The sequence below is a fragment of the Streptomyces sp. NPDC048734 genome (genome assembly GCF_043198675.1).
Classification (GTDB): domain Bacteria; phylum Actinomycetota; class Actinomycetes; order Streptomycetales; family Streptomycetaceae; genus Streptomyces.
The window spans coordinates 336314-348082 of the sequence record NZ_JBICUZ010000006.1 but is presented as its reverse complement, the minus strand read 5'-3'; the positions used below and the strand labels follow the sequence as shown (position 1 = coordinate 348082).

Below are 11769 nucleotides of genomic sequence, written 5' to 3'. Positions count from 1 at the left end.
GTACGGGGGGGGGGGGGGGGGGGGGGGGGGGGGGGGGGGGGGGGGGGGGGGGGGGGGGGGGGGGGGGGGGGGGGGGGGGGGGGGGGGGGGGGGGGGGGGGCCCCCCCCCCCCCCCCCGGCCTCAGCGGCTGCCGCTGCCGTACGGGGCGTACAGGTCGAGCAGGCGGACGCGGGCCGACTGCAGCCGGTGGGCGACGACCCGTCCGACCCACTGCGCGACCGCGCGGCCGAACTCCGGGTCCTCGGCGCACATCGCCCGCACGGCCTCCGCGTCGAACTCGTACGCGCGCACCGGACTGGTGGCCTCGGCGCCCAGCTGCCACACGTACGGCGGGAAGTGCCAGGACCAGCCGACCAGTTCGCCGTGACCGATCGACTCGATGACCGCGGCGCGACGGCCGGGTACCCGCAGGTCGAGGGCGACGGTCCCGGTCCTGATGATCCAGAAGCGGTCGGCGTGCCGTCCTTCCTCGAAGACGCGGGCGCCCACGTCGAAGGCGACCTCGCGGGCGTACCGCATCAGTTGTTCACGGTGCTGGACCGGAAGGCCCGCGGCCAGAGTGATGGAGGTCATCGTTCCGTTCCCTTCTTGCCTCCGGCCGCAGGCGGCCGACGTGTGGGGCGTACGGAGTGTGCTCGGGGCGTCGGCGGCGAAGCCGGCCCGCGCTGCGCCGGGCGCGCGGGCCCGGCACCGACTCGCCACGGCAGCTCCGCTGATTCCAGACTGTCCCCGTCGGCCCGCGCGGGCCACGGGCCGCTCGACCCCAATGAGGGCCCTTCGGCCCAACGGGGGTCGGGCTCGGCCCGGCGGGGAGGACACGGGGCCGCTTCCCGGCGGCATCCGGGCCGGTCGGCCCATGCGGCGGGGTGCCGACGGGAGTTGGCTGGAGGCGAAGGAACAGCGCCGGACCGGGAGGAGTGAGGAAAAGTGGGTACGGCTCTCGTACCGGAACGCCGGGAGCGGCTCGCGCTGCTGCTGGCCACCTCGACGGGTGTGACGTTCACGATCGCCGCGGTGGCCGACGCGCTGGCCGTACGCCGGGCACGCCGTCGGTCCGCCGCGCCGCCGCAACCGCCGGCTCGGCACCAGGAGCGGGCGGACAACGGGCGGGTGGACGGCGAGCGGCGGGTCCGCCGCACACCGGTCTCCTGCTGACCTGGCGGCCGCACGTCGGTGGTCGCACGTCGGTTCCCCGCGGGCCGCACACCACCGAGGGGTCCCACCGGGACGTTCCGCCCGTCCGGCGGGCTCCCCGCCCCGCACGGCCGGGACACCGTGAGGCCCGCGCACGGCCCCGGACGCGTACGGCCCCGGAGCGGTCCGGCAGCGCCCGTCAGGCGGTCGGCGAACCCTTCAGCGCGGCGGCTGTCCGTGCCGTCCAGGCGTCGATGGCATCCCAGTCCCGGTAGTCGCCGAACCGGCCGCCCAGCAGACGGAAGACGATCCGGCCCGTACGCGGCAGCCGGGCCGCGGTGACGACACCGGAGAACAGACGGTGGTCCCGGTACCCGAGGCCGGCCGGCAGACCCTTCTCGATCACCGGCACCTCCTTGGGCCCCATGCGCCTGAACGGCCCGCGCAGCGCGTCCGGCATCCCGACGCTGAAGATCCACACCGGTCGCGCCCGCAATACGTCGAGGTTGTCCCGGAGGAAGCCCACGGCCGGGGGGAGCCAGCTCTGCCCGTGCACGGCGCTGCCCAGCACGAACGCCTCGTAGGCGCCGGCGTCGGTGACCTCGGCCAGCGACCGGGCCTCCGCCACGAGTCCCGCCCGCCGCAGACCGGCCGCGATCCGTTCGGCGATCTCCCGGGTGGAGCCGTCCGCGCTCATGTGGCCGACCAGGACGGTCATGGCGCTCACCCCGACGCGGCGTGGGCGGGGGTGCGGGGCGCTCGCGCACGCGGCCCCGCCGCGGCCACCGTGAGCGGCGCCGGGGACCGGGCGGGCACCACGGGTACCGCGACCACCGGAACGGGCGCGTGCCGCAGGCACTCACGACCGACCGCGCCCATCACCGGGGCCTCGCCCCACTCGTGCGGCGTACGTCCCAGCGCCAGCAGGAGGGCGCCGCGGGCCCGCTCCAGGAGCACCCGCGCGGCGGGACCCTCGACCAGTTCGGCGCGTACGGCCACGTCGGACCGTCGGCCGAGCACCTCGCGCAGCGTGTCCGCCAGCCGTCGCGCGGCCGCGTCCCGCTCGGCGGCGGCGGTGGGGCGCGCCGCGACCGGCGCGTACGGCGCGAACCCGGGCCCCGACGGCTCCCAGGCGTGCACGGCGACCACCTCCGCCCCCAGGGCCCGGGCCTGCTCCGCGGCCCAGCGCAGAGCCGACGACGAGGCCTCGGACCCGTCGACGCCCACCACGATCCTTCCGGCGGTGACGATGTCGGTCATGGCAGCCTCCCGGAGAGTTCTCATACCGCCACGGTGGCTCCGGCGGCGGCCGCGCGGCGTGGGCCGGGTGGTTCCCGCCGGGCCGCCGATGGTCCCTCGCGGACCGGGCCGGCGGGCCGCTCAGTACAGGGACGCGGGCCGGCCGGTCAGTACGGCGACGACCACGCCCACGTCGAGCAGCACGCCGAGGGACAGCCAGGGGTTGAACCACAGGGTCTTCAGCAGCAGGCCGACGCAGGCGGCGAGGAGCGCCGCCGCCGGCCGTCCGCCGCTCTGCACGGCGACGGCCGCGCCCGCGATGACGTACAGCATGGACGTCACCGAGGCGAGGCCGATGGCGGCGGCCCCCGCGACCCGGGGACCGGGCACTCCTGCCGCCGCCAGCGCCCAGGAGTGCCGGGGGTCGAACGGCCCGTCCCCGCCGGTGCGCGCCAGCCAGACCGGCAGATGGACGAAACCGTGCACGAACAGGACCGCCGAGACGAGCGCCGTGATCATGACGTCGATTCCTCCTTCCCGTGCGCCGACCGCTCCTCGTGGAGGGCCGGTCCGAGGCCGGTCCCGTCGGGAGCCCCGACGATCAGGACCGGTGGCGGTGGTGATCGTCGGGGTCGCCGACGCGGTGCCGTTCCCCGACGACGGCCTCCCGCTCGCCGGACCCGGGCACCGTGCCCGCGTGGACATGAACGCGATGAGACCGAGGAGTCCCGCCGCCACGAGGACGAAGCCCACGACGAACGGGCCGTGGCCGAACACCGTGCGGGCGCCGAGCGCCCGGCGGCACCGGTCAGAAGCAGGGGGAACCGTGACGGCCCGCTCTCGTTCGTGAGGGCCGCCGCGGGGCCCGTCGCGGGGCCCGTCGGCCGGGCGGCGGACACCCTGACCGGCGGTGACCGGGGCGCGGGCTCAGAGCCGGCGCATCCAGTCGTCCGTGATGCCGTGCAGGGCCGCCTGCTCGGCGGGCCGCAGATGGGAGTCGTCGAGCCGGTACGAGAGGCGGTCGACGACCGCGACCACACCGTCGAGGCGGCTCGTCAGGCCCACCGCGACGGGGATGTCGCTGCGCCGCTCCAACTGGCCGGTGAGCGTGACCACGCCGTTCCTGACGGAGGCCTCGACGACGTGCGGCGCCAGCCACAGCGCGTCGCCGAAGACCCGCTGCTCCACCGCCCGGCGGATCTCCTCGTCGGGACGCAGGAACACCCGGAGCAGTTCGCGCCGGGTGACGATGCCGACCAGCCGGTCCTCCTCGTCCACCACCGGCAGCCGCTCGATGCCGTGTTCGGCCATGAGCCGGGCCGCCTCGGTGACGGTGGCGTCGGCGCGCACCGTGACCGCGGGAACCGACATGACACCGCCGGCCGTGCCGGCGCGGGCCCTGAGCGTGTCGCGGCGGACGCGCCGGCTCAGCCCGCGCAGCCGCTCCGCCCAGGAGCCCCGGCCGCCGCCCGGTGCGGGGGCCGTCGCCTGCCGGAGCAGGAGATCCGTCTCGGAGATCACACCGACGACCTTCCCTTCCGGGTCGGTCACCGGCAGCCCGCTGATGCGGTGCCGGTCGAGCGTGCGCACCACTTCCTTGAACGGCGTGTCGCGCTCGGCCGTGACGACGTCGCGGACCATGAGGGTGTCGACCCTGGTGGCCTTCATGGCTGGTTCTCCTCGAACGGTCGGGACGTGTCCGGGGGGAGGAACCGTGGTCCCTCCCTCCGGAGCCTGTGCCCCCAGCGTCCTGCGGAAGGCGCGCGGCTCCCAGGGCCTGAGCGGCCCCGGACACTGGGCCGAGCGGCCCTCACCGGTACCGGCGGCGGCCTCCACCACCGGCGTCGGCACCGGTCCCACGGCCGTCGGTGGCAAGCCGACCCCGTGGTCCGTGCCGCGCCAGTCGCCGGCCGCCAGTCGCCGGCCGCCGCGCCGTCCGCGCCGTCCGCGGCGACCGGGTGGACCGGGTGGGCCGACCGGCCCCCGGACCGCCCCCTTCGCCCCTGCCCCGCAGGCGCCCCGCGTGCGACGGTGATAGAGAGGGTTTCTGCTGCATTCGCACGGCAGCCCGACGGAAGGCGGTGAGCACGGTGACGGAACTGCCCCTGATCGTGGGCGTCGACGGATCGGATCCCGGTTTGACGGCGGTCGACTGGGCCGTGGACGAGGCGGCCCGCCTGGGCCTGCCGCTGCGGCTGGTCCACGCCTCCCTCTGGGAACGCTACGAGGGCGCCATGGTGCTCCGCGGGCAGGAACGCCCCTCGGCGCAGGTACTGGCGGAGCACATCGTGGCCTCCGCCGCGGAACGCGCCCGGCGGCGCAACCCGGACGTCAAGGTGTCGACCGCGATCCTCACCACGGAACCCGCGGACGCCCTCCTGCACGAGGGCGACAACGCCGCTCTCCTGGTGACCGGCTCGCGCGGCCGCGGTGAGCTGAAGGGACTGCTCCTCGGCTCGGTCGGCCTGGCCGTCGCCGCCCGCGCGCACTGCCCGGTGACCGTGGTCCGCGGGGACGCCGCCGCCCTGGCCGGCACCCACGAGCGGATCCTCCTCGGGGCCGGCGACGCGGACACCGCCGGTGACGCGGTGCGCCTCGCCTTCCGCGAGGCCGAGGCGCGGGCGTGCACCCTGGACGTCGTGCGCGCCTGGCGCTGCCCCGCGCACGAGAGCGCCGACCCTCCGGCGCCCGCGGACGAACGGGCCCGCCGGCACGAGGAGCGCGCCTCTGCGCTGCTCGACGAAATCCTGCGCGAGGCGACGGCCGAGCACCCGGCGGTCCGGGTGCGCCGGACGACGGTGGAGGGGCCGGCCGCCAGGGTGCTCGTCGACCGCTCGGCCGCCGCCGACCTCGTCGTCGTGGGCGCGCGGCGCAGGGTCGGCCACGTCGGCCTGCAACTCGGCCGGGTGAGCCACACACTGCTGCACCACGCGCGCTGCCCGGTGACGGTCGTACCGCAGCGGGTGTGAGACCCCCCGGCTCACGCACAGGGGGAAGGAGGCGGAGGGGACCGTGGCGACATCGCCGGAACGGACGGGCCCGTCCCACCGGTCCGGCACCGTGGACGGACCGGCGGGCGGTACGCGCGACACCGAGGACCCGGGACAGCTCGCCGGGGGGCCGGGTGCCGCCGTGCCGGACGGGGTGTGGGAGTACCGGGGGTACGACCCCGGGCAGGAGCCGCTCAGGGAGTCGCTGTGCACGCTGGGCAACGGCTACTTCGCCACCCGCGGCGCGTTCCCGGAGTGCGACGCGGACGGCGTGCACTATCCGGGCACCTACGCGGCCGGCTGTTACAACCGGCTGACGTCCGAGGTGGCGGGCCGCCGCGTCGAGAACGAGGACATGGTCAACCTCCCCAACTGGCTCCCGCTGCGGTTCCGGCTCGCCGGAGGGGAGTGGCTCACCCCGGACACGGCCACGCTGCTCGACCACCGCCTCCTGCTCCACCTCGCCTCGGGCCTGCTGGAGCGGCGGACCCGGTACGCCCTGGGCGACGGAGGCGCGCTGACGGTGCGCCAGCAGCGGCTCGTGCACATGGCGGATCCCCATCTCGCCGCCCTGCGCACCGAGTTCACCCTGGAGGGCCACTGCGCCGACCTGGAGGTCGAGGCCGCGCTCGACGGCGGCGTCACCAACGCCGGCGTGCCCCGCTACCGCGACCTGGACGGCCGCCACCTCACCCACGTGCACACCGGCACCCACGCCGCGGACACGGTGTGGCTGCGCTGCCGTACCCGGACCTCCGACGTCCGCATCGGCATGGCGGCCCGCCTCACGTCGGCCGGCGTCCCGGTCGCCGCGCGGCACGAGCAGCGGCGGGCGGTCCAGGAGGGCGTCCTGCACCTGACCACCGGGAGGACCGTCACCGTCGACAAGACCGTCGCCCTGCACACCTCCCACGACCGCGCGATCAGCGACCCCCTGGAGGCGGCGGTCGAGCGCGTGGGCCGGGCCCCCGGCTTCGACGAACTGCTCGAGGCCCACCTGACGGCCTGGGACCTGCTGTGGCGCCGGGCCGACATCGACGTCCCCGGCGAGCCGGGGGCCGTCCTGCGGCTGCACCTGTTCCACGTGCTGCAGACCCTGTCCCCGCACACCGCGGACCTCGACGTCGGGGTCCCGGCCCGGGGCCTGCACGGCGAGGCGTACCGCGGGCACGTGTTCTGGGACGAGCTGTTCGTCCTGCCGTACCTCGACCTCCACTTCCCGGAGGTCTCCCGCGCCCTGCTCCGCTACCGCCACCGCCGCCTGGAGCAGGCCTGCTCGGCCGCGCGCGCGATCGGCCGGCGCGGTGCCCGCTACCCCTGGCAGAGCGGCAGCGACGGGCGGGAGGAGACCCAGCGCCTGCACCTCAACCCCCGTTCCGGGCGCTGGCTGCCCGACCACTCCCATCTGCAGTACCACGTCGGCTCGGCGATCGCGTACAACGTGTGGCAGTACTGCGAGGCCAGCGGGGACGCCGAGTTCCTGCACACCAAGGGCGCCGAGATGCTCCTGCAGATCGCCCGCTTCTGGGCGGACTCGGCCACCTGGGACGAGCGCCTCGGGCGGCACCGCATCCTGGGCGTCATGGGGCCCGACGAGTACCACGAGGCGTACCCCGACGCGCCGCAGCCCGGCCTCGACGACAACGCCTACACCAACGTCACGGCCGCCTGGGTGCTCACCCGCACCCTCGAGGTGCTCGCGGCCCTGCCCGAGCCGCGCCGACGCGAACTGGCCGAGCGCACCGGCCTCGACGGCGGCGAACCGGAGCAGTGGGAGGACGTCTCCCGCACCCTGTACGTGCCCTTCCACGACGGCGTCGTCAGCCAGTTCGAGGGCTACGGCGACCTCGCCGAACTCGACTGGGAGGACTACCGCAGGCGGTACGACGACATCCGGCGCCTGGACCGGATCCTGGAGGCGGAGGGCGACACCGTCAACCGCTACAAGGCGTCCAAGCAGGCCGACGTGCTGATGCTCGGCTACCTGTTCTCCCCCGCGGAACTCCGGACGCTGTTCCACCGCCTGGGACACCGCCTGGACGAGGACACCTGGCTGCGCACCGTCGACTACTACCTGGGGCGCACCAGCCACGGCTCCACGCTCAGCGGGCTCGTCCACGGCTGGATCCTGGCCAGGGCCCGGCGCGCCGAGGCCTGGACCTTCTGCCAGGAGGCCCTGCGCGGCGACATCGCGGACGTCCAGGGCGGCACCACCGGTGAGGGCATCCACCTGGGCGCCATGGCCGGCAGTCTCGACCTGGTACAGCGCGGGCTGACCGGACTGGAGACCCGCGAGGGGGCCCTGTGGCTCGACCCGGTGCCGCTGCCGGAACTGTCCTCGTACGGGTTCGCCCTGCGCTACCAGGGCCACTGGGGCGTACGGCTGCGGCTGTCGCGCGGGCAGCTGGAGATCGAGGTGCCGCCGTCGGACCGCTCGCCCATCGACATCCAGCTCGCCGACCGGGCCGTGAGCGTCCAGCCGGGGGAGACGAGCCGTCTGCTCCTCCCCGGGTGACGACACCCGGCGGAGCCCGCGCCGGCCCCGGATCCGCCGTCGTCAGGACCCCTCGGCCGTCGTCAGGACCCCCCCGGCCGTCGTCAGGACCCCCCCGGCCGTCGCCAGGGCCCCTCGGCCGCCGCCGGGGACCTGCGGCCCCTGCCGGGAAACCGCTGCTCGGAGCGATCCTGGGACCAGGAAGCTCAAGAAAGGGCGGCACCGTTCATGTCCGTCGTCAGCGCATGCCCCGGTCACGCCTCCGCCTATCTGGCCCGCGCGGCCATCACCGCGCCCTCGCTCCACAACACCCAGCCCTGGCACTTCGTGGCGCACGGAGACCGGGGCATCGAACTGCACGCGGTCGCGGAGCGGGGACTGCCCCTCGCCGACCCTCTGGGACGGGAGATGGTCCTCGGCTGCGGGGCGGCCCTGCTCAACATCCGTCTCGCCATGCTGCACCTGGGATTCCGGCCCCTCGTCGACACCTTCCCGGACCCGCAGGACCTCGCCCACCTCGCCACGGTCGGCTGGGGTGCCTACACCCGGCCGACCCCCGAGGAGCAGCGGCTGTACGCCGCCCTGGGCCGACGACACACCGCGCGCGGCCCCTTCCTGCCGCAGGCGCCGCCCTCGGGCCTCCTGGAGGAGTTGCGCGAGCAGGTCCGTCGCGAGGGCGCCGAGCTGCACGTCGTCGACGACAGCGCGGACCGCCGGCGGCTGGCCGAACTGGTCCGGGCGGGCGAGGACGCCCACCGTACCGACGCGAGGCTCGCGGCCGAGCAGGCCGGATGGACCTGGCGGCTCGCACAGCCCAGGAACGACGGGGTCCCGGCCGATGTCGGCGTCCTGCACCCGGACTGCACCACGCTCGCCGGCCGGGACTACGCGGGCCTGACCGGCATGTTCCCCACACCGCCCCGGCGGTGGCCGGCCCGGACCGGACTGGTGGTACTGCTCGGCACCGACCGCGACGACCTGGCCGCCTGGCTGCGGGCCGGCCAGGCACTGGAGCGGATGCTGCTGCAGGCGGCCTCCCACGACGTCATGGCGGCCTTCCACACGCAGCCCCTCGAGGTGCCGCACCTGCGCGGGCGGATCCGGCAGACGCTCACCGCGGGGCAGTACCCGCAGATGATCCTCCGGCTCGGCCGCCCGCCCTGCGTGCGGTCCCTGCCCCGGCGCCCACTGGCCGAGGTGCTCACCTGACGGCGCCGCACCGGTCGGCGGGAAACGGCGGAACGCGGCGGGAAAGGGCCGGGTGGGACCGCTCGGAGGTCTCACCCGGCCCTTCCGTCGCGGCACCGGTCGCGGAGGCGTTGCTGCGGACCTCGGCCGTCCCGCGGCGGGGCCCGCTGCGAACCGCCTCCGGTCCGGGCCGTGCGTACCCTCAACCCGTCGGATGGGAGCCCGGGGTGTGGCCGAAGGCGCGGCGGAAGGCGTCGATGAAGGCGCTGGTGGACGACCAGCCGCACTCGTGCGCCACCGCGGTCACCGGCGTCCGCTCGGTCAGGAGTACCAGCGCGCGGTGGAGGCGAAGCTGCGTGCGCCACTGCGGGAAGGTCATGCCGAGGTCGCTGCGGAACAGCCGGGACAGGGTGCGGTCGCTCGCCCCGACCTCGCGGCCGAGTTCGGCGAGCGTGCGGCCGTCGGCCGGGTCGGCCCGCAGGACGTCGCACAGGGTGCGCAGCAGGGGGGTGGTGGGAGCGGGCAGGTGCAGTGGCTGCTGGGGGGACGCCCGCAGCTGGTCGAGGAGCACCATGCGGAGGCGGGACCGCTCGGGGCCGTCGTCGTCCTCGGAGCGTGTGTGGGCGATGATCAGTTCGCGCAGCAGCGGGCCGACGGCCAGCACGGTCGGTGCGTCGAGGCCGAGCGGGTTCTCGGTGGCGGGCAGCCCCACCAGGTGCAGGTCGAGTTCGCCGTAGGCCCGGTGCGCGTGCACGGTGCCGGCGGGCACCCAGATGGCGCGCGTGCCCGGGGCGACCCAGGATCCCCCGCCGGTCGTGACGGCCAGCACGCCGCGGCCGGCGTAGACGATCTGGTGGTCGTCGTGCCGGTGTGCGTCGATCGAGTCGCCGGACGCCAGCCACTGGGTGCGGGTCGGGGCCGTGGGATCGTGGCGGATTTCCATCATTGTGTGGCAGATTATCGGAAGTTCGACATGGCGTCGGGCCCGCAACATGACGGCATGCGAAGGAACACCTCGATCGTCCTGCTGTCCGCGGGCCATGCCTGCGTCGACGTCTACCAGGGCGCCGTGGCGGCCCTGGTGCCGTTCTTCATCGCCGAGCGCGCCTACACCTACGCGGTCGCCTCGGGCATCGTGCTGGCGGCCTCGCTGCTGTCCTCGGTGGTGCAGCCGGTGTTCGGCGCGCTCACCGACCGCTGGGCCATGCCCTGGCTGCTGCCGGTCAGCACGCTGCTCGGCGGTGTCGGCATCGCGCTGAGCGGCCTGAACGGCTCTTACCCGCTGACCGTCGTATGCGTCGCGATGTCGGGGATCGGCGTGGCCGCCTACCACCCCGAGTCCGCCCGCGTCGCCCGCGTCGCCTCCCAGGGCAGTCACCGGGCCATGAGCTGGTTCTCCACGGGCGGCAACATCGGCTTCGCGCTGGCCCCGCTCATGGTCACCGCCGTGGTGGCCACCGGAGGACTGCGCTGGACGCCGCTGTTGGTGCTGCCGGCGCTCGCCGGTGCCGTGATGTGCCTGCCCGTGGTGCGCGCGCCGCAGCAGAGGCAGGCCGCCGGACCCCGTACCGTGGTGCCGGCCGGGAGCGACGACACCGCCTCCTTCGTGAGACTGTCACTGGCCGTGGTCTTCCGGTCGATCACGTTCACCGGTCTGAGCACCTTCATCTCGCTGTACGCCCGGCAGCGCCTGGGCGGCGGCGCGGCCGCGGGCACCGCGGCCCTGTCCGTGCTCTACCTCGGCGGTGCGATCGGCTCGGTGCTCGGCGGGTCCCTGGCCGACCGCTGGGACCGGGTGACCGTTTCGCGCTGGTCGTACCTGATCACGGCTGCGGCCGTCGCGGGCGTGGTGTGGGTGCCGGGCCCGGCCGTCTACCTGTTCGTGGCACTGACCTCGGCCGGCCTCTACGTGCCCTTCTCGCTGCAGGTCACCCTCGGCCAGGACTACCTGCCCTCCCGTGTCGGCACCGCCGGCGGGATCACCCTCGGTCTGACCGTCAGCATCGGCGGCCTGGCCGCTCCCGCCATCGGCGGCCTCGCCGACGCCGCGTCCCTGCAAACGGCCCTTGCGCCTCTCGTCGCGATGCCCGTGCTGAGCTGGCTTCTCATGCGCACCCTGGCCGAACCGAGCGTGCCGCGGCCCCGGGCCGCGGCACCCGCGGAAGGAGGCGGCACCATGCCGCCCTCGGTCCCGCCTTCGCCGGTCCCCGGTGACCAGCCCCCACGACGAGGCCGTCACCGTGCCGCCGCGGTGGGCCCGCAGGAACCGGATGCCCCCGACCGCTGCCCCCTCCGGGAGTGGGGCTGCACCGCGACCGTGTCCCGGCCGGTCTGGCGCCTGCTGTCCCGGCACCCCACGTCCGACGGCGACATCGAGTACGACAAGTGCAGCTGTGACGCGTTCGTGACGCTCCGGCAGGGGCAACTCGTGAAGTTCACCGCCCCGCCCGCAGGACACCGCTGACCCGTTGCGGCACGGCAGGGGGAGACCGCCGCGAGCCGTCGTCACGAGCAGCACCCCGTCGGACCGGAGATGCCGGTCGGCTCGTGCCCGGCACGCCGGACCTGTCGGGAAAGCCGTTCCTGCGGGTGCCGCAGTACACCGGAGCCGGGGGGGGGGGGCGGGGGGGGCGGCGGGGGGGGCGCCCGGGGGCGGGGGGGGGGGGGGCGGCCGCGGCGGCGGGGGGGGGGGGGGGCCGCCCGGGGCGACGGGGGCGGTGGGC

Annotated in this window: 10 protein-coding genes and 1 pseudogene; 5 read left to right on the top strand and 6 right to left on the bottom strand. The window is 75.5% G+C overall.

Features of this window, described 5'->3' with window-relative positions:
- Positions 1 to 121: 121 nt before the first annotated feature.
- A complete protein-coding gene (locus ACGFQC_RS18785; protein ID WP_363093069.1) occupies positions 122 to 574 on the bottom strand; it encodes a Crp/Fnr family transcriptional regulator in 453 nt (150 codons plus the stop codon).
- 354 nt (positions 575 to 928) lie between these two features.
- Here ACGFQC_RS18785 and ACGFQC_RS18780 point away from each other — a divergent pair, with 354 nt between their 5' ends.
- Positions 929 to 1156: a hypothetical protein gene (locus tag ACGFQC_RS18780; protein ID WP_363093070.1), complete on the top strand. Its 228-nt coding sequence runs from the start codon at positions 929 to 931 to the stop codon at positions 1154 to 1156.
- Positions 1157 to 1334: 178 nt separating this feature from the next.
- Here the strand turns inward: ACGFQC_RS18780 and ACGFQC_RS18775 are convergent, their stop codons facing one another.
- The 4 genes from ACGFQC_RS18775 to ACGFQC_RS18760 all read right to left on the bottom strand — a co-directional run bounded on the left by ACGFQC_RS18775 (position 1335) and on the right by ACGFQC_RS18760 (position 4042).
- The gene (locus ACGFQC_RS18775) at positions 1335 to 1853 is read right to left on the bottom strand and encodes a flavodoxin domain-containing protein (RefSeq protein WP_363093071.1); all 519 of its coding nucleotides are present in this window, start codon (positions 1851 to 1853) and stop codon (positions 1335 to 1337) included.
- A 5-nt stretch (positions 1854 to 1858) separates the two neighbouring features.
- Positions 1859 to 2395, bottom strand: coding sequence for a universal stress protein (locus ACGFQC_RS18770; protein WP_363093072.1), 537 nt, complete (start codon positions 2393 to 2395; stop codon positions 1859 to 1861).
- A gap of 120 nt (positions 2396 to 2515) precedes the next feature.
- Complete coding sequence (locus ACGFQC_RS18765) at positions 2516 to 2893, bottom strand: hypothetical protein (protein ID WP_363093073.1); 378 nt, start codon at positions 2891 to 2893, stop codon at positions 2516 to 2518.
- A 408-nt stretch (positions 2894 to 3301) separates the two neighbouring features.
- Positions 3302 to 4042 carry a CBS domain-containing protein gene (locus ACGFQC_RS18760; RefSeq protein ID WP_363093074.1) on the bottom strand — a complete coding sequence of 247 codons (741 nt, stop codon included), beginning with the start codon at positions 4040 to 4042 and terminating at the stop codon, positions 3302 to 3304.
- A 422-nt stretch (positions 4043 to 4464) separates the two neighbouring features.
- Here ACGFQC_RS18760 and ACGFQC_RS18755 point away from each other — a divergent pair, with 422 nt between their 5' ends.
- The 3 genes from ACGFQC_RS18755 to ACGFQC_RS18745 all read left to right on the top strand — a co-directional run bounded on the left by ACGFQC_RS18755 (position 4465) and on the right by ACGFQC_RS18745 (position 9067).
- Positions 4465 to 5343, top strand: coding sequence for a universal stress protein (locus ACGFQC_RS18755; protein WP_363093077.1), 879 nt, complete (start codon positions 4465 to 4467; stop codon positions 5341 to 5343).
- 163 nt (positions 5344 to 5506) lie between these two features.
- Positions 5507 to 7879 carry a glycosyl hydrolase family 65 protein gene (locus tag ACGFQC_RS18750; RefSeq protein WP_363093078.1) on the top strand — a complete coding sequence of 791 codons (2373 nt, stop codon included), beginning with the start codon at positions 5507 to 5509 and terminating at the stop codon, positions 7877 to 7879.
- Between the two features lie 207 nt (positions 7880 to 8086).
- Positions 8087 to 9067 (top strand): Acg family FMN-binding oxidoreductase, encoded by a 981-nt coding sequence (locus ACGFQC_RS18745; protein WP_363093075.1) that lies wholly within the window; start codon positions 8087 to 8089, stop codon positions 9065 to 9067.
- Between the two features lie 181 nt (positions 9068 to 9248).
- Here ACGFQC_RS18745 and ACGFQC_RS18740 read toward each other — a convergent pair whose 3' ends face one another.
- Complete coding sequence (locus ACGFQC_RS18740) at positions 9249 to 9992, bottom strand: helix-turn-helix transcriptional regulator (protein WP_363093076.1); 744 nt, start codon at positions 9990 to 9992, stop codon at positions 9249 to 9251.
- A 54-nt stretch (positions 9993 to 10046) separates the two neighbouring features.
- Here ACGFQC_RS18740 and ACGFQC_RS18735 point away from each other — a divergent pair.
- Positions 10047 to 11228, top strand: a pseudogene (locus ACGFQC_RS18735) (MFS transporter); the annotation flags it as partial.
- Positions 11229 to 11769: the final 541 nt, after the last annotated feature.

Coding starts and splice junctions, on each gene's coding strand:
- ACGFQC_RS18785 (WP_363093069.1), bottom strand. CDS start 574: ATGACCTCCATCACTCTGGCCGCGGGCCTTCCGGTCCAGCACCGTGAA.
- ACGFQC_RS18775 (WP_363093071.1), bottom strand. CDS start 1,853: ATGACCGTCCTGGTCGGCCACATGAGCGCGGACGGCTCCACCCGGGAG.
- ACGFQC_RS18770 (WP_363093072.1), bottom strand. CDS start 2,395: ATGACCGACATCGTCACCGCCGGAAGGATCGTGGTGGGCGTCGACGGG.
- ACGFQC_RS18765 (WP_363093073.1), bottom strand. CDS start 2,893: ATGATCACGGCGCTCGTCTCGGCGGTCCTGTTCGTGCACGGTTTCGTC.
- ACGFQC_RS18760 (WP_363093074.1), bottom strand. CDS start 4,042: ATGAAGGCCACCAGGGTCGACACCCTCATGGTCCGCGACGTCGTCACG.
- ACGFQC_RS18745 (WP_363093075.1), top strand. CDS start 8,087: ATGTCCGTCGTCAGCGCATGCCCCGGTCACGCCTCCGCCTATCTGGCC.
- ACGFQC_RS18740 (WP_363093076.1), bottom strand. CDS start 9,992: ATGATGGAAATCCGCCACGATCCCACGGCCCCGACCCGCACCCAGTGG.